The 15,678-nt window shown below is 68.9% G+C and carries 16 protein-coding genes; 10 read left to right on the forward strand and 6 right to left on the reverse strand.

The features are described from left to right. Nucleotides 1–138: 138 nt before the first annotated feature. From FJV41_RS39720 to FJV41_RS39730, 3 genes are all read right to left on the reverse strand, one after another. Nucleotides 139–921 (reverse strand): polymer-forming cytoskeletal protein, encoded by a 783-nt coding sequence (locus FJV41_RS39720; RefSeq protein WP_174464645.1) that lies wholly within the window; start codon nt 919–921, stop codon nt 139–141. A gap of 77 nt (nt 922–998) precedes the next feature. Then, nucleotides 999–1,652, reverse strand: a complete 654-nt coding sequence (gene trhA / locus FJV41_RS39725; RefSeq protein ID WP_141647829.1) for a PAQR family membrane homeostasis protein TrhA — start codon at nt 1,650–1,652, stop codon at nt 999–1,001. A gap of 264 nt (nt 1,653–1,916) precedes the next feature. Next, on the reverse strand, nt 1,917–2,360 hold the full coding sequence (locus FJV41_RS39730) for a DUF4267 domain-containing protein (protein ID WP_141647830.1): 444 nt from the start codon (nt 2,358–2,360) through the stop codon (nt 1,917–1,919). Nucleotides 2,361–2,505: 145 nt separating this feature from the next. On the opposite strand from FJV41_RS39730, the gene FJV41_RS39735 reads away from it, so the two are divergent. After that, the gene (locus FJV41_RS39735) at nt 2,506–3,468 is read left to right on the forward strand and encodes an AraC family transcriptional regulator (RefSeq protein WP_141647831.1); all 963 of its coding nucleotides are present in this window, start codon (nt 2,506–2,508) and stop codon (nt 3,466–3,468) included. 86 nt (nt 3,469–3,554) lie between these two features. Beyond that, complete coding sequence (locus FJV41_RS39740) at nt 3,555–3,980, forward strand: PaaI family thioesterase (protein ID WP_141647832.1); 426 nt, start codon at nt 3,555–3,557, stop codon at nt 3,978–3,980. Nucleotides 3,981–4,071: 91 nt separating this feature from the next. On the opposite strand, the gene FJV41_RS39745 is transcribed toward FJV41_RS39740, so the two are convergent. After that, nucleotides 4,072–5,028: a GlxA family transcriptional regulator gene (locus tag FJV41_RS39745; RefSeq protein WP_141647833.1), complete on the reverse strand. Its 957-nt coding sequence runs from the start codon at nt 5,026–5,028 to the stop codon at nt 4,072–4,074. Between the two features lie 92 nt (nt 5,029–5,120). On the opposite strand from FJV41_RS39745, the gene FJV41_RS39750 reads away from it, so the two are divergent. Beyond that, the gene (locus FJV41_RS39750; RefSeq protein ID WP_141647834.1) at nt 5,121–5,963 is read left to right on the forward strand and encodes a dienelactone hydrolase family protein; all 843 of its coding nucleotides are present in this window, start codon (nt 5,121–5,123) and stop codon (nt 5,961–5,963) included. A 134-nt stretch (nt 5,964–6,097) separates the two neighbouring features. Here the strand turns inward: FJV41_RS39750 and FJV41_RS39755 are convergent, their stop codons facing one another. Next, a complete protein-coding gene (locus tag FJV41_RS39755) occupies nt 6,098–7,333 on the reverse strand; it encodes a hypothetical protein (protein WP_141647835.1) in 1,236 nt (411 codons plus the stop codon). Between the two features lie 115 nt (nt 7,334–7,448). On the opposite strand from FJV41_RS39755, the gene FJV41_RS39760 reads away from it, so the two are divergent. After that, nucleotides 7,449–8,273 carry a hypothetical protein gene (locus FJV41_RS39760; RefSeq protein WP_141647836.1) on the forward strand — a complete coding sequence of 275 codons (825 nt, stop codon included), beginning with the start codon at nt 7,449–7,451 and terminating at the stop codon, nt 8,271–8,273. 12 nt (nt 8,274–8,285) lie between these two features. Here FJV41_RS39760 and FJV41_RS39765 read toward each other — a convergent pair whose 3' ends face one another. Continuing rightward, nucleotides 8,286–9,149: an AraC family transcriptional regulator gene (locus tag FJV41_RS39765; protein ID WP_141647837.1), complete on the reverse strand. Its 864-nt coding sequence runs from the start codon at nt 9,147–9,149 to the stop codon at nt 8,286–8,288. Nucleotides 9,150–9,327: 178 nt separating this feature from the next. On the opposite strand from FJV41_RS39765, the gene FJV41_RS39770 reads away from it, so the two are divergent. The 6 genes from FJV41_RS39770 (at nt 9,328) to FJV41_RS39795 (ending at nt 15,523) form a co-directional block, all read left to right on the forward strand. Next, a complete protein-coding gene (locus FJV41_RS39770) occupies nt 9,328–10,338 on the forward strand; it encodes a zinc-dependent alcohol dehydrogenase family protein (RefSeq protein ID WP_141647838.1) in 1,011 nt (336 codons plus the stop codon). 431 nt (nt 10,339–10,769) lie between these two features. Then, nucleotides 10,770–11,861 (forward strand): fatty acid desaturase family protein, encoded by a 1,092-nt coding sequence (locus tag FJV41_RS39775; protein WP_217440866.1) that lies wholly within the window; start codon nt 10,770–10,772, stop codon nt 11,859–11,861. Further along, nucleotides 11,858–12,229 carry a hypothetical protein gene (locus tag FJV41_RS39780; protein WP_141647839.1) on the forward strand — a complete coding sequence of 124 codons (372 nt, stop codon included), beginning with the start codon at nt 11,858–11,860 and terminating at the stop codon, nt 12,227–12,229. Before FJV41_RS39775 ends, FJV41_RS39780 begins: the two co-directional genes overlap by 4 nt. Before the next feature lie 150 nt (nt 12,230–12,379). After that, nucleotides 12,380–12,970: a DKNYY domain-containing protein gene (locus tag FJV41_RS39785; protein WP_141647840.1), complete on the forward strand. Its 591-nt coding sequence runs from the start codon at nt 12,380–12,382 to the stop codon at nt 12,968–12,970. 22 nt (nt 12,971–12,992) lie between these two features. Further along, the gene (locus FJV41_RS39790) at nt 12,993–13,373 is read left to right on the forward strand and encodes a GFA family protein (RefSeq protein ID WP_141647841.1); all 381 of its coding nucleotides are present in this window, start codon (nt 12,993–12,995) and stop codon (nt 13,371–13,373) included. 8 nt (nt 13,374–13,381) lie between these two features. Continuing rightward, nucleotides 13,382–15,523 carry a M28 family peptidase gene (locus FJV41_RS39795; protein ID WP_141647842.1) on the forward strand — a complete coding sequence of 714 codons (2,142 nt, stop codon included), beginning with the start codon at nt 13,382–13,384 and terminating at the stop codon, nt 15,521–15,523. Nucleotides 15,524–15,678: the final 155 nt, after the last annotated feature.

Consider the following 15,678-nt stretch of genomic DNA (forward strand, 5'->3'; position numbering starts at 1 on the left):
AGCGGGGGGGCATGGATCCGAGGGGGTAACACGTCCGCGAGCCACCGTCGCGCCTGGGGTGACGGTCCTACCGGGCGCTGGCGTCCTGCTCGGAGCCCTTACCCCTCACGGCCCCGTGGAGGGCCCGGCGGCCCACCGTCACTTCTTCCGACGTCTGGGAGCCGCGGGCTGAGCCAGCGCGGGTTGCCCTCGGCGGATGAACGCCGCGAGCTTCTCCGCGTCGATGGCGTCGATCCACGGCGCCTCGGGGTCGGCCTCCTCGCCTTCTTCGTCCTCGAACACCTCGTCGGCGAAGACCTTCAGCAGCTTCGGTGAGAGGACTTCGCGGACGCGCGGGTCGGTCTCCTCGATGAACGCGTGCTTCTGTGCGCTGCGGATGTGCTTCGCGTCCCCGGTGACGAGCCGGGCCTTCACGCCGCCGTGCACCTTCACCGCGTGGTAGTTCGTGTAGACGAAGGGCGCGCTGACGTCGCCGAACACCTCGCAGCAGGCGTCATTGTCGAGGAACAGGATGGACTGGCTGGCGACGAGGTCCCCGTGTACCTCCAGGAACCCCGTGGTGATGACGTCCCGGGCCCGGAGCGAGCCGGTGACGATGACGACCGACTCAGGGTCGAGCGAGTCCTCGTAACGCCCCTTCACGGTGAGGTCGCCTTCGACGATGAGGAGGCCGATTCGCGGCCGGCGCCCGGTGACGAGCTCCTCCAGGGTGAGGTTCCCCACGTGGTGGAGGATGTCGCTGTCGGCGCGGTCGCCCCCGGCGCGCTGCTCGATGAAGCGCTTGGCGGAGCGGAGGGTGCTCGACTTCGCGAACTTCCCACGGGCGTGCTTCTTCAGCAGCGCCAGCGCCGACTCCTCCGTGAGGGTCCCCGCGCTGAAGCGCTGTGCCTTCGGGAGCAGATGTTTCTTCGTGCCCATCATGTTCGCCACGATACCGCACGGGGGCCACATCCCGATGTGTTCCCTGTCACGGCGGCTTTGCTTCGACCGCGTGGGGGCTATGCGCCCGCGGCGCGCACGAGCCGCAGCACCACCACGAAGTGGAACAGCGCGCCGACGATGGTCAACGCGTGAAACAGCTCGTGATATCCGAAGACGCCGGGACGGAAGTCAGGGCGTTTCAAGGCGTAGGCGATGGCGCCCGAGGTATAGGCGACGCCCCCCAGGAGGATGAGCGTCAGCTCGACGCCGCCGAGCGCGGCGCGCACCTCGTCGAGGTAGGGCACCAGCGTCCAGCCGACCGCGAGGGCGAGGGCGGCGGTGAGCACCTTGGGGGCATGGGCCCAGAACAGTGACTTCACCACGCCAACGAGGGCGCCGCACCAGATGGCGAGCAGCAGGCTGTCACCCGCGGCTCCGGAGAGTCCAATCAACGCGATGGGCGTGTACGTGCCGGCGATGAGGATGAAGATGGAGGCGTGGTCCATCTTCCGCATCCAGGCCCGGGCGCGCACGGACCAGTCCACCCGGTGGTAGGTGGCGCTGACCGAGAACAGCACGACGAGGCTGATGGCATACAGCGCGGCGGCGGTGGCGGTCCGGAGTGTGGGCGCCATGGAGACCAGCACGCTGCCGGCGCCGAACGCGCCCACGGCGGCGAACTGGTGCAGCACTCCGCGCAGCTTCGGCTTCTCGACGGCCTGGGCGGTCAGGACAGGCCCCCGGCACCCACCAGGATGCGGGCGCCGGAAACGGGTGCGCGCAGGCCTGGCTTCTCTCGCAGCGCGTGGGCACCGCTTCCGTGGCGGGAGGAAGACGCTGCGAAGCCCTTGGCGCGGTGCGTGACGAACATGGGGACATCAGAAGCACAGGTGCCGTGTCAGAAGCGAGTGGCGCACCTCCCCGCACACATCCGCGAGTCGAATCCGCGTGGGGGAAGGTGAGCCTTCGGGCCTGGCCTGGCCGAGCAGCCCCGTTCATCGAACTCCGTTCTCCGGCAGCACGGCTTGCGACGGGTGACGGGGACGCAGCAGCGCGGTGGCCAGGACGACACCGTAGACCGCGGCGCTTCCATGAACCATGAGTGCGTAGGCGAGTGAGGCCCCGTTCTGCATCACGGTCAGCGCATCCACCGTGGGCATCACGATGGTGGCGAGGACGAAGACGCCCGCGGCCTGCCGTTGCCGGGTCGCCACCAGGGCGAAGATCGCGAGCCCCAGGCCGAGGTCTCGTCCCGCCTTGATGTGCATCCAGGGAATGGCTTCGGACCCCGTGAGCGGGAGGCCGAAGCCCGTCGCCGCCCCGACGGGGTCCAACACTCCCCCGACGCTGAGGTACAGCATGAAGACCCCCAACAGCAGCGTGAACAGCGCGGTGGGAGAGGTGAGCTTCCAGGACAAGTTCGAGGGGTTCGGATTCATGGGGCCTCCAGGGAGAGTTCGGTGTCGCTTGTGGAGGGGAATGTGCCGTTCAGGCCCCGGAAGCGCCATTCGCCGATGACTCAGTCTTTTGCCTGAAACGCTCAGCACGCGAGCGTCATGGACAGTCCGCTGTTAGCCTGGAGGCATGGACCTGACGCATGCCTCCGACCTGCTCGGGCAGATTCTCGAGCGCACCCATCTTCGTGGGCGGATCTACTGCCGCACCGTGGCGCGGGCCCCGTGGGGGCTGCGTTTCGCACCGACGGCCACGGCGGCCCTGCACCTGGTCATCGCGGGCACCTGCCAGTTGACGCAGGGCGGAGAGGTCATCGCGCTCGGGCCCGGTGACGTCGTGCTGCTGCCTCGTGGGGATGGACATGCCGTGGCGGATTCGCCGCGCAGCCCCAAGCTTCGGCTGGAGGATTGGCTGGCGACGCGAGGGGAAGGGGAGTCGTCCTACGTGCTGGGCGGGTCTGGCGTGGAGTCGCGCCTGCTCTGTGGCTGCTTCGCGTTCGACGAGCCCGGAGCCCATCCCGTGCTTCGACTGCTTCCCGAGCGAGTCCATCTGCGTGGAGCGTCCGAGGAGGCACGTGCCTTGTTGCCCACGGTGGCATTGCTCGAACGGGAATATGAGCGGGGGGAGCGGGGCGCCTCGGTGATTGTCTCGCGACTGCTCGACATCCTCCTGGTGCAGGTGCTGCGGGCCTGGGCCGATGCGCAGACCTCAGGAGGTGCTGGTTGGTTGGGCGCGCTCGGAGACAGGACGCTCGCGAGTGTCCTGGGTTGGATGCACGCCGAGCCAGGGAGGGACTGGACGGTGAGCGAGCTCGCACGGCGTTCGGGCACCTCGAGAGCGACACTCGCGCGGCGCTTCGCGAGCGAGGTGGGCGTGGCGCCTCACGAGTACCTCACCCGGCTGCGGATGCAGGAGGCCGCGCAAGCACTGCGCGAGGGCCAGGACGGGCTCGCGGCCATCGCGGGACGTGTGGGCTACGAGTCCGAGTTCGCCTTCAATCGGGCCTTTCGCCGGGTCATGGGCCTGCCTCCCGGCGAGTACCGACGTAGGGCGCGTGGGGAGCTCTCACCGTCGCAAGGGCACCCGCAGTGAGAATGAGGTGGACACCGCGGGCGCGTCGACGCGGGTGAGCGCGACTTCGTCACGCTTCGTCGAGGCATTTCCTGCAGACTCGGAGGATGGCAAGTCAGCAAGAAATCGCGGCCTTCATCGCCGCGGAGTTCCCGCAGACGCGGGTGCGGATTCTGGAGGTCGGGGACAAGTCCGCCACCGTGGCGCATGAAATCGGGCGCGCGGAGCTGCGGCCCGGAGGCACGGTGTCCGGCCCGGTGCTGATGGCCACCGCGGACGTGGCGCTCTATGTCGCGATTCTGGGCGAGCTTGGCATTGTCCCGCTCACCGTGACGACGAGCCTGAGCTTCAACTTCATGCGAAAGCCGTCGGCGGACCGCCGCATCCTCGGGGTGTGCAAGCTGCTGAAGCTGGGCCGGACGCTGGCGGTGGGAGAGGTGTCCCTCTACTCGGAAGGACTGCCGGAGCCCGTGGCGCATGCGGTGGGGACCTATGCGATTCCGCCCGTGGACCGGAGCGGCGCGGGTTCCTGAGCCCGAAGGTCGAGGAGGCCTCCCGCGTGGCTGAGCCCTCGATGGCGTCGAAGCGTTTCGCTGACCGTGCGCGCGTTGATGGGCCCCTGCTCTACCGCGCCGGGCGAAGCGCACGCGGTGACCCGCCTCCGAGCTTCTTCATCAACCGGCGAAGCGTGCTCGCGTCCTGGTAGCCGACCTCGGCGGCGACGTCGTCGATGCTCAGGTGCGTCGATTGAAGCAGCGCCTGGGCGCGCCGCACCTTGACGCTGTGGACGAGCGCGAGAGGGCTTCGGCCCGTCGCACGCTGGACGTGGCGCGACAGGGTCCGCTCCGTCATGCCGAGGCGCGTGGCGAGCTCGGCGACTCCCGGGGGATTCGGGAAGCCCGCCTCGAGCGCCGCGGTGATGCGCGCAATCAACGCATCTCCGTTCGCGAGCAGCTCCGGCGCGATGAACTTCGCCTGCGCCTGCCTGCCGTCGAGCAGCATGGTTCGCGCGAGGAGGTCGACCAGTCGCGCGCCGCAGCGCTCTCGCAGCAGGTGCAACATGAGGTCTGTCTGCGCGAAGGCGGCGCCGGCGGTGATGATGGGGCCATCCGCGCAGACCATCGCGTTCGAATCAACCCGGCACTGCCGCTCCAGCTCCGAGAGCAGTCCCGCGAGCCACCAGGTGGTGGTGACTCTTCGGCCGGTCAGGACTCCCGCTTGTCGCAGCAGGAAGACGGCGGTGCACGAGGCGGCGACGCGCCCTCCGCGCGAGACATGACGGGCGATGGCCTTCGAGAGCTTCGTGGCGTCCGGCCTCGCGAGCCGTGCGTGCACGGCGGCGGCGTGGGTCATGCCGAGTCCCGGGATGACCCAGGTCGACGTGTCACCGCGGGCCATCGCACGCAGGCGCGACGTGTCGATGCTCACGCGCTCCGTGAGTGGGACCTGTCCGCCGTCTACCGAGCACACCTCGAAGCGCAATGACTCCGCCCCCAGGGCGCGCGCGGCCCGGAGCATGTCGAGTGTCGCCGCGACGCTCGTCGCGAAGGCGCCCTCCATGACGATGATGGTGAAGGACATGGTGTCTGAATCTGCCCGAAAATCGTCTTTTCGGACACTGGCGATGTCGAGCGAGCTGGTGGTCTTCTGCGGGCGAAAGGAGTTGAACGCACATGACGACCCAGGCCGCGCCTGCCGTGCGCAATCTCGAAGAGGACGATTCCCTGGCGGACTTTCAGCGCCGCGACGTCACGCTGTTGGGGGAGATGCGGAAGGTCTACACGGCGGGAGAGGGGCCCGCGGTCATCGTGATGGCGGAGATGCCGGGCATCAGTCCCCGCGTCGCGCGCTTCGCTCGCTGGGTGCGGGACGCCGGCTTCGCTGTGTGGATGCCGAGCCTCTTCGGTCGTGATGGCGCGGTGCCGACCGCGAAGGAGGGGAAGGCCATCTTCGAGCGCGCGTGCATCAGCAAGGAGTTCCGGGCGCTCGGTGCGAATGCCTCCAGCCCCATCGCGGCGTGGCTGAGGGCGCTCGCCGCGCAGGCGCACGAGGAATGTGGCGGCCCGGGAGTGGGCGCGGTGGGCATGTGCTTCACGGGCAACTTCGCGCTGTCGATGATGCTGGAGAAGGCGGTGCTGGCGCCGGTGCTGTCCCAGCCGTCGCTGCCGCTCGACGAGCCCGGGGGCGTCAACATCGCTCCCGAGGAACTGGAGCGTGTGAGGCAGCGACTGGTGGATGAAGACCTCACGGTCCTCGCCTATCGGTTCCAGGGCGATTCGTTCTGCCGTGCGGAGCGCTTCGCCGCCTACCAGCAGGCGCTCGGGGAGCGCTTCCTCGGTCGCGTGTTGCCCGACAGCGCGGCGGGCCCGAAGTCCGAGCGCCCTGATGACTTCTTCAAGTTCATCCCCACGCCCCACAGCGTCCTGACCGTCCACTTCGTCGACGAGGAGCACGCACCCACCGCCGCCGCGCGAGACGAAATCCTGGCGTTCCTCCGCCGGAGACTCCTGGCGTAGCGGGAGTGCAATCGGGCGGGGGCAGCCACGACGGACTGGAACGGAGCCGCCTGCCCGCGAACTGGCGGGAGGCGGTCTCCGTTGGCGCTACTCATTGCCTCCGCCCGGAAGCCTTCGGGCGGTTCGCGCTCACTTCATTTCGTCGCGGCGGGCGGCGGTGGTTTCGCGGGGACGACCGAGACCTCGCCCTTCTCCTGCTGGACGGTGTGCATGCTGCCGATGGCGAAGCGCTGGAACTCTTCCAGGGTCTCCGGCGAGTACGTGACGGGAGGATGGCCTTCGCCCTGGAAGACGACGGTGTAGCTCGCGCTGCGGGAGTTCCGCTCCTGCGTGCCCTTGGGCAGTGCCTTGGGTGGGCGCAGCTCGGCATCAGCGGGCCAGCGGGTCTCCAGCGTCTTCCCGCTCGCCTTCACGTCCCGCTCATGGCTCCAGGTCCACTCCTTCCATGAGAACCACGGCGCGTCACGGGGCACGCTCCGATAGCGCGGCTCCTTGCGCGATCGCCGCTCGTCGACATAACGCGGCTCCTTCCGCGTCTTGGTCACCGAGCAGTAGCGGGTGGTGCAACGCTTCTCCCCACCGGTGCACGTGGTCTTGCACGTGGCGAAGCCGTTCTTGTTGCTCGTGCAGTCTTCCTTGCACTTCTTCGGCGTGGTGGAGCAGTCCTCGCCGCAGGCCTCTTTGTCGCGGTAGGTCTCGGTCGTGTATCCGGACTGCTTCCGCTCCGTGAAGTAGACGGTCTCGTAGCCATTGAGGACCTGGTCGTCATGGTGGTGACGCTGTCCCTGGGCCTTCACCTGGAGGGCGTCCGACGGCTTGTCTTCGGCGAAGCCCTCGCGCTCGACCTGATGGCGACGCTCGACAGACACCGTGTGCTCCCAGGCGAGTTCCTTGACCTGGAGGCTCCTCGTCCACTCGGGGCCTGTCTTGACCTGCTCGGGCGGTGGCTGCACGGACGCCGAGCCCGACTTCCCCGAGTTCATCCACATGGGGCAGCAGCAGCCGAAGAACGCCACGATGAGGACGAGGGAGATGCACCCGCGCCGGGACTTCTTCTTCTCGGGAGGAGCCGGGGCCTTGTCGGGCGTGCCAGGGCTCACCGGTGGCGAGGCGCCGCAGTTCTTGCAGCCGCCGTCCAGGGCTCGCTGGTCGCTGTCGCAGTAGGCGCAACGCCAGTGGGGGCCGGCGGTGGCCATTCGCAGGAGCGCCGCGTCGGTCACCGTCACCGCGGAGGCCGTGTCCTCTGGCATCTCGTACTGCTCACTGCCGTCCTTGGCGTTCTTGCAGCCCTGACACACCATGTGACGACCGAGGTTGCGGTGCTGACAGCTGGAGCACCGCCAGAACATCTCAATATGCCGCTCCGACATCCGTGATTTCACCTCTGTGGCTCATCCTGCGGGGCGGCCCCTATACCATGAGGGCTCGTGGGTCGCAGGGCGCGCCGGCTTGACTTCGCGGAGGTGCTGCGTTCGGTTCCGCGCCATGGACTCCACACCCCCGACGTCTGACTGGCCCACGTGGGCGAAGGCCTTCCCACCTCAGGAAGGTGAGCACGTGCTGGCGACGGGAGGCCCGTGGTTCATGGCGTATTTCCTCGCGTTCATGGTGTCCCTGACGCTGCTGCCGACCGTGGTGTTTCCCCTGCTGGGCATCTGGTTCTTCTGGGGTCGGTCTGGGAAGTTCCTGCTCACCAGCCACCGCCTCATCTGGAAGCCGAACCTGGGCAAGGCGGTCTTCGTTTCCCGCGAGGCGCTTCGGAGCCTGGACGTCGACGTCGGGCCTCGCTTGAGGAGCGTGCAACTGCGTGGCGAGCGGAAGGTCTCGATGCCGCTGCTGTGGAAGTACAAGCAGTTGTGGGGTGGATTGGCGCTGCTCCAGCAGTGGAAGCCGCCTGCGCCGACGTCCTCGACGCCGGCCCTGAAGGTGGCCTCCGCGTGGCTCGTGTCTGGAATGGAGCTGCAGCCCGGCGCGGTGGTGATGGAGTCGAACGGCGTGCGGTTCTTCCCGGCGGAGCCCCGCGCGAACGTCGCGTCGGAGGCGGGCGCCGCGCTGGTGGGACTGGCCCTGGGCGTCACGCGCCGGACCCACCGGGCCCAGGTTCCCGTGGAGTCCGCGCTGTCACTCGTCGCCAGGGCGGAAGCTGTCGAGCCCGAAATCGACGCGTTGGGCCGCATCTTGGGGAGCGAACTCTGGCAGGGGCCTCCCGTCGCACAGGGGAATGCTGGCGCTGGACGCATGCGGATGACCTATCAGCAGGGAAAGCGGAAGCTGACGTTCGTGGTGCCGACGGCGCTGCTGTCCGGCTGAGCGACAGTGGGGCTACCGCGCGCCGCGTGCGAGGGCCTTGGGCGTCACTCCCAGGACGCGTCGCATGCAGCGCGCCAGGTGGCTCTGATGGGAGAAGCCCGCTTCGAGCGCCACCTGACTGATGGGCAGCGTCCCCTCCTGGAGGAGCGCCCTGGCCCGCTCCACCCGGCGCAGGATGACGTACTGGTGCACGGGCATTCCAAGTGAGCGCTTGAACAGCGCCCTGAAGTGGGACGTGCTCACCTCGACCAGACGGGCGAGCCGCGCCAGGGAGAGGTTCTTGTCCAGGTGGCTCTCGATGTAGTCCGTCACCTCTCGTGACTGCCGGGCGGACCACTGGCCGCGGACCTCTCGGGGCGCGGGGTAGTGGTTCAGGAGATGGACCGCGAGGGCCAGTCCCAGGCCCTCCGTGTAGAGCCTGCCGTTGGGGCGTGCGGCAGTGCGGTCCGCTTCGAGCGCGTGGACGATGTGCTCGATGCGGGCGTCGCGGAATCGGTGCTGGGGCGTCAGGCCCGCGCGCTCGGGCGGCAGTCCCAGGTCCTCCGCCGCGAGGCGCAGCAGCGCGGGTGCCAGCCGCACGGTGAGGGAGCGCCTGGGCTCCTCCTCGACCCAGCTTCCAGAGAAGCCCGCGGGCAGGAGCGTGGCATCTCCCGAGGAATAGCGCTGTCGGACATGGCAGGTCATCCGGGCGGAAGGTCCCACGTGGACGGACAGCAGGTGCTCGGTCAGTGGCGCCAGCTCCACCCGGCCTCGCGGCTCCGTGCGCGGCTCGACGCGCAGTCCCACCCGGCCTGGGACGCCCGAGTGTCGCGCCGTGCCCAGGTCTCCGACTTCACTTGCTGCTCGTGGGGCGCTCGCCCCGTCCCGCAGGTCCATCTCGCGCTCCGGTCCGGAAGCGACAGATGTAGTGGGGTGTCCGCGCCCACGCCCGGCTTTCCGTGGGGGCGCGCGAGCAGCCGATTGTGCTCCGCGCGAAGCGGAGCGTGCGCGATGCGAGCCCCGTGTCGGAGAGAGGGTGCGCCCACTCGGCACGTCCGCCGAGCTGGAGGTGCGAATGAAAGCGATTGTGTTCGACCAGATGGGCCCGCCGCTGGAGGTGCTTCAGCTTCGAGAGGTCCCCGTGCCGGAGCCCCGCGAGGGCGAGGTGCGGCTCAAGCTGCTCTCGGCGTCCATCAACCCGGGAGACTTCCTCTTCATCCAGGGCCTGTATCCGGAGCCGAAGAAGCCCGCGTTGCCGGGACAGGTCGCGGGCAACCACGGCGCCGGCATCATCACCCGCGTGGGAAAGGGCGTCGTCTCGTGGGAGCCGGGGACCCTCGTCGCGTTCAGCCACTTCGACTCCTGGGCCGAGTACGTGGTCCTCCCCGCCGAGCGGCTCATCCGCCTGCCACCGGGCTACCCGCTGGAGAAGGCCTCCCAGTTCTTCAACATCATCACCGCGTGGGACCTGCTCGAGCGGGCGAACGTGCGGTCGGGGCAGTGGCTCGCGCTTACCGCGGGCAACTCCACGGTGGCGACGCTGGTGGCGCAGTTCGCCCGGCTTCGCGGTGTGAAGGTCCTCTCCATCGTGCGACAGCGACAGGCGACGCTGGACCTGGAGTCGCTGGGCGTCTCCGCTGTCCTGGCGCTCTCGGACGGAAGGTCGGACCTCGGCGCGCGTGTACGAGCGCTCACGGATGGGCTGGGGGTCCACGGCGTCATCGACTGCGTGGGTGGAGCGCTGCTGGAGGCCCTCCTCCAGGAGAGCGCTCCGGGCGGACAGGTGATTGTTTATGGAGGCTTCAGTCCGGAGCGCTTCAGCCTCCACAACTTCGACCTCCTGATGAAGGACCTGCACCTGCGAGCGTACGTGTATCGCTACTTCTTCGATGCGCCGAGGCGGGAGGACGAAGCGTTGCTCCAGCACCTCGTGAAGCTCTCCGCGCCCGCCAGCTTCCAGGTCCCCCTGGGCCCGTCCCATGCGCTGGAGGACTTCAAGCTCGCGGTGGAGGAGAGCCTCGGGCGCCCCGAGGCCGGCAAGCGCTTCTTCCGGATGCCGAGGGAGTCCACGGTGTCCGGACGCTGACGGAGCCATGCCCTGGCGGAGGAACTCGAAACACCTCTCTGAGGACCGACGCCGCGCGCCGCCCCTGGAATGGCGGCGGGCGAAGTCGGCCCCATCGAGGAGCACGCCATGGGTGGGAAATCCAAGCCGCTGCTCAATCCGCATGCATCCGAATCACGCCCCCGTGGAATGTCGATGCGGGGGAAGGCGGCTGCGCACAGAGGCCCACTGTTGGCGCGGTGTTGGATGCAAGGGTTCGACATGGACGCCAGGGGGGCGTTCTGTTTGGCGACGGCCCGGGGAGCTTCGGGGCCCAAGAGGCCGGAACAGTTCGTGGGGTCGATGTGTTACATGGACCTTCGGCACCAGGCAGGCGATGGCCGCGGCGGGGTCCTCCCAGCGCGACTCCAGACTCCACCGATGGTGTCCCTGGGGCGTGAAGGTGGTGGACGTTGTCGCACGCGACGAAGGCGAAGTTTCTCGAGTCAGGGGCCTTTCTCCAGGACCTCCAGGCGCGAGTGGAGCTCTACCTGGGAGCAAGCGGGCGCTCACCCCGCGACCTCCCCTGGATGTACGCGAAGACGGTCATCATCCTGGGCTGGTTCACGGCGTCCTATGCCTGGCTCGTCTTCGGCGCCACGGGCCCCTGGGGCGCGGTCGCCGGGTGCCTGTCGCTGGGGCTGGCCATCGCGGGCGTGGGGTTCAGCGTCCAGCATGACGCCAACCACGGAAGCTACTCCGCGCATCGTGGCATCAACGAGCTGCTGGGCGGCACGCTCGACGCCATCGGCGGCTCGTCCTACGTGTGGAGCTGGAAACACAACATCTTCCATCACAGCCACACGAACGTGGTGGGGCTCGATGAGGACATCGACATCCAGCCGCTGTGTCGGCTCGCACCAGGCCAGCGACTGCTGAAGGCGCATCGCTTCCAGTACGCCTATATCTGGTTGCTCTACGGGCTGTTGACCGTGAAGTGGCACTTCGTCGATGACCTCAAGGATTTGGTCAACGGGCGCGTGGGGCGGCAGAAGATGCCGCGCCCGAACAAGCGGAAGCTGGCCGGGGCCGTGGGCGGCAAGCTCCTGTTCTATGGCTGGTCGCTGCTGTTGCCGTGGTATTTCCACCCGCTCTGGCAGGTCTTGTTGTGCCACGCGCTCACCTCGTTCGTGCTCGGGTTGATCCTGGCCACGGTGTTCCAGATGGCGCACTGTGTGGAGGAAGCGGACTTCTCCCTGCCACCCGAAGGTGGCGCCACCTTTCCTCGCGACTGGGCCTCACATCAGGTCGCCTCGACGGTGGACTTCGCGCGGGGCAACCCGTTGGTGAGCTGGTACCTGGGGGGGCTGAACTTCCAGGTGGAACACCACCTCTTCCCCAGGGTGTGTCACCTGCACTACCCGGCGCTGTCTCGTATCGTCGAGGACACCTGTCGGGAGCACGGCATCCGCTATCGGGCGAACGAGAGCGTGGGTGCGGCATTGAAGAGCCACGTGCGGTGGCTCAAGCGGATGGGGCAGCCTGCCATCGAGGTCGCGGTATGAGTGACGAGACAGAGAAGGTGCGGTACGGGCGGGCGCAGAAGTTCCGGCTTTCGCCCAAGGGCACGGAAGCCGTGGCGGCGTATTCCGTGATGATTGAAGCGGCCAAGTCCGGCACGGGTCGTGCCCAGTTCGACGCGGCGCGCGCCACCTGGGGTGCGTCGCTCGGGCTCGCCGCGGAGGATGGGCTCTACCTGGTGGAGTTCGAGGCAGGAGGGCGGACCGTCTCGGAGGCGACGCAGAGCCTCGAGGGCTGCGACATCTCCGCGAAGTCGGTCAAGGAAGCTGTCGACCGGCTGTTGAAGTGCGGCATGTTGGAGCCGCTGCCGGCGCCTCCGCCGCGCGTGGCGCCTCCCCGTCGCTACTGGTAGGCGGGCCGGTGGAGGGGCTCGCCGCTCCACCCCGCGCCCTGACGGGACGCGACTCCGTGGACGCGGTGGGTGACACCGCCGTCCAGCGCGGCTGACGGAGTCGTGGGTTTTGCTGCGAGGTGAAAACGCCTCACGCTAGGCTCGGCGGCCATGAGCCCCACCCGAATCATCGTGCTCGCAGTCGGCGTCCTCGTCCTCGTGGGGGTCGTGCTGTTCTTCTCCGGCGGCTTTCTCTTCTTCGCCTTCCGGAACAGCTACGAAATCAAGGGCGGGAAGGTCTTCTATCACGCGGCCGGAATCGGCTTGTCCGAGGTGCTGGGCGCCGACGCCGAAACCTTCCGGGAGCTGAGGAGGGGCGCTCGCGGGTACGCTGAAGACAAGCACGGCATCTACTTCCATGAGCAGCGGCTCCCGGGCGCTGACCGGGACAGCTTCGAGGTGCTGCGCGAGACTTCGTACTGGTCGAAAGACCAGGACACGGTGTTCTACGGCGCCAGCGCCCTGCCGGGCGTCGACGCCGAGCGCTTCCGGCTGCTGAGCGCCTACTACGGGACGGATGGTGTCGCCGTGTATGGCGTGGGGCGGCGCATGGAAGGTGTCGATGTCGCGACCTTCGAGCTGGTCGGCCAGGACGGGGCGATGGCGAAGGACAAGAACGCCTCCTACCGGCTGGAGGAGCGCGGCCGGATGGTGAGTGGCGAATTCATCAGCGACGCGGAAGCGGCAGAGGACTCCCAGTAGACCACGAAGAGAGGAGCACGCCATGCACAGAGGATCCTGCCTTTGCGGAGCCATCACGTTCGAAGTCACGGGCCCCCTTCCGCCACCCAATGCCTGTCATTGCTCACAGTGTCGCAAGCAATCGGGACACTTCTGGGCATCCACGGACGTCCCCCGCGCCGCGGTGACCATCCATGGCGCCGACAAGGTCACCTGGTTCCGTTCCTCCGAGAAGGTGCGGCGAGGGTTCTGCTCCACCTGCGGCTCGGTGCTCTTCTGGGAGCCGCTCAACAAGGACGTGGTGGCCATCGCCATGGGCGCCTTCGATTCGCCCACGGACACCCGGCTCGCGAAGCACATCTTCGTGGCCGACAAGGGCGACTACTACGAGTTGGCGGACGGCCTGCCCCAGAACGCACAATAGGACAGCGCATGCACACCCTCCCACGCCCCTTCGCCGCCCTCGTCGTCCTCGCCGCGCTCAGCGCCGCCGCCCAGGCGCCCTTGTCTCCACTGGGGCCCGTGTCGCCCACCACCGGCCTGGTGCTGCGGGACGACGTGGTGCGCGCGCTCATCCAGGAGAGCTCCGGCGACCGCATCCACGATGGAGTGCAGCGGCTGGCGCTGCTCGCCCGGGACAACCAGGGGGGCTACACCGAAGCGGCCGAGTGGACGAAGGCCGCCGCCGAGGCCGCCGGCTTGAAGGACGTGCGCCTGGAGCCGATGAAGGATGCGCCCCAGTGGCGCGCTACGCGAGGCGAGCTGTGGGTGACGGGCCCCCACCGGTACAGGGTCACTTCCCACGCGGACCTGCCCATGTCGCTGGCGCTGAAGAGCGGCAGCTTCGAGGGCACGGGCCTGGAACTGGTCGACGTGGGCACCGGCGCCCGGGATGAGGAGTACGCGGGCAAGGACCTGAAGGGCAAGGTGGCGCTCACGCGTGGCCATCCCAGTGCCACCCTGAGCACGGCGGTGACGAAGCTCGGCGCGGTGGGCGTCGTCTCCTCCTACTCGACGCCGCCCTGGAACACGCCCCACCGCATGGACGGCGACTTCCCGGACCAGGTGGGCTGGGCCATCGTCCCGCCGGGCCTGGTGCCCCAGGGCGCGCGGAACCCCTTCCTGTTCATGGTCTCCGACCGCCAGGGGCGCGAGCTGCGAGCCCAGATGCGCACGGGCCCGGTGAAGGTGGACGTGAGCGTCGCCACGGAGGAGTACCCGGGGCACTACAGCATCGTCAGTGGCGTCATCCCCGGCACGCGCGCCGGTGAGGAGGTCGTCCTCACCGCGCACCTGGACCATTACAAGCCGGGGGCGGATGACAACGCCTCGGGCTCGGCCACCTTGCTGGAGCTGGTGCGCACGTACACCACGCTCATCCGCCGGGGCGTGCTGCCGCCTCCCGTGCGCACCGTGCGCGTGCTGTGGCTGCCGGAGTTCGAGGGCACCCGCGAGTGGTTCTCCCACCACGGCGCGGACCCCGTGCGGCGGGTGGCCCACTTCAACTTCGACATGCTCGGCGCGAGCCTGTCCCGCGTCCACTCCCGCTTCCTGGTGTCCTATACGCCGGACTGGAATGGCAGCTTCGTGAACGCGGTGTCCGAGTCCACCGTGGCCTTCATGAACCGCTTCAACGGGGTGACGTATCCGCCTCGGAAGGACTTCCGCATCGGCTCGGTCACCGGCTCCCAGGACCCGCTGGATGCGCATATGGACCGCTACAGTCGCGGCTCGGACCACCAGCTCTTCAACGACCACGGCATCCCGGGCGTGGCCTTCTCCACCTGGCCCGATGACGGCTACCACACCAGCGGCGACCGGCCGGAGAACGTGGACCCCACGCAGCTTCACCGCGCCGCCTTCGCGGGCCTGGCCTCCATCACCGTCGCCGCCTGGGCGGAGGGCTCGGGCGCGCTGGACCTGGCGCGGCTGGTGGCGGTGCATGGTGTGCGGCGCGTGGCGGAGGACGAGTTCCGGGCCCGCCGCGACCTGGCCTCGGCCCCCGTCGCCCAAGTCGCGGGCACCTCCCGGCTGGCTCGCGCCGTGGTGCGCGCCGGCTACCAGCGCGAGCGCGAGGCCCTGCGCTCCTGCCAGCTCCTGGGCGCGCCAGCAGCCGCCGTGCGGGCCCTGCTCAGGACGCTGGAGACCTCCGAGGCCCAGGCGTTGGAGCGCGTGGAGGCGGACGTCAAGGCGCGCGGAGGGGCCTCGCGAGAGCCCGCGCCCACCGAGGCCGAGCGTCGGGCCCGGGCCTTCGTCCCCCGCCGCGTGAAGGGGCAGGAGCTGGCGGCGTTCGACGATGTAGTGACCAAGGCCAGCCCCGAGACGAAGCCCCGCGTGGCGGCCGTGCAGGCCGCGCTGAACGACGCGACCACCGCCCTGCGAGAGCGCGGAGAAGGCGAGCTGCGCTTCTACCAACTGCCCGACGCCATCGCGAGCTACGCCGACGGCAGGCGCTCCGTGGCGGACATCCGCGACGCGGCCTATGCCGAGTACGGCTACGTCTTCCCCGTGGAGGCGCTGCTGGACCTCTTCGGGCTGCTGGAGCAGGGCGGCATCATGACGAGCGCCCGCTGAGGGCGGGCCTCGCGAGGAGCGGCACTTCCTGGTGAAGGCCAGCCCGGGTGTGCCCGGCTCTTCATTCGCGGGGACGCCCCGGCCTGTCGCCGTGGCGGTGCACCCGGAGCTTCCGCGGGGGGGTGGACGCGAGAGGTTCAAGGGTGGGCATCGCG

The organism is Myxococcus llanfairpwllgwyngyllgogerychwyrndrobwllllantysiliogogogochensis (genome assembly GCF_006636215.1).
Lineage (GTDB): Bacteria > Myxococcota > Myxococcia > Myxococcales > Myxococcaceae > Myxococcus > Myxococcus llanfairpwllgwyngyllgogerychwyrndrobwllllantysiliogogogochensis.

Coding starts and splice junctions, on each gene's coding strand:
- FJV41_RS39720 (WP_174464645.1), bottom strand. CDS start 921: ATGATGGGCACGAAGAAACATCTGCTCCCGAAGGCACAGCGCTTCAGC.
- FJV41_RS39785 (WP_141647840.1), top strand. CDS start 12,380: ATGAGCCCCACCCGAATCATCGTGCTCGCAGTCGGCGTCCTCGTCCTC.
- FJV41_RS39760 (WP_141647836.1), top strand. CDS start 7,449: ATGGACTCCACACCCCCGACGTCTGACTGGCCCACGTGGGCGAAGGCC.
- FJV41_RS39780 (WP_141647839.1), top strand. CDS start 11,858: ATGAGTGACGAGACAGAGAAGGTGCGGTACGGGCGGGCGCAGAAGTTC.
- FJV41_RS39770 (WP_141647838.1), top strand. CDS start 9,328: ATGAAAGCGATTGTGTTCGACCAGATGGGCCCGCCGCTGGAGGTGCTT.
- FJV41_RS39795 (WP_141647842.1), top strand. CDS start 13,382: ATGCACACCCTCCCACGCCCCTTCGCCGCCCTCGTCGTCCTCGCCGCG.
- FJV41_RS39750 (WP_141647834.1), top strand. CDS start 5,121: ATGACGACCCAGGCCGCGCCTGCCGTGCGCAATCTCGAAGAGGACGAT.
- FJV41_RS39735 (WP_141647831.1), top strand. CDS start 2,506: ATGGACCTGACGCATGCCTCCGACCTGCTCGGGCAGATTCTCGAGCGC.
- FJV41_RS39755 (WP_141647835.1), bottom strand. CDS start 7,333: ATGTCGGAGCGGCATATTGAGATGTTCTGGCGGTGCTCCAGCTGTCAG.
- FJV41_RS39730 (WP_141647830.1), bottom strand. CDS start 2,360: ATGAATCCGAACCCCTCGAACTTGTCCTGGAAGCTCACCTCTCCCACC.
- FJV41_RS39765 (WP_141647837.1), bottom strand. CDS start 9,149: ATGGACCTGCGGGACGGGGCGAGCGCCCCACGAGCAGCAAGTGAAGTC.
- FJV41_RS39740 (WP_141647832.1), top strand. CDS start 3,555: ATGGCAAGTCAGCAAGAAATCGCGGCCTTCATCGCCGCGGAGTTCCCG.
- FJV41_RS39790 (WP_141647841.1), top strand. CDS start 12,993: ATGCACAGAGGATCCTGCCTTTGCGGAGCCATCACGTTCGAAGTCACG.
- FJV41_RS39745 (WP_141647833.1), bottom strand. CDS start 5,028: ATGTCCTTCACCATCATCGTCATGGAGGGCGCCTTCGCGACGAGCGTC.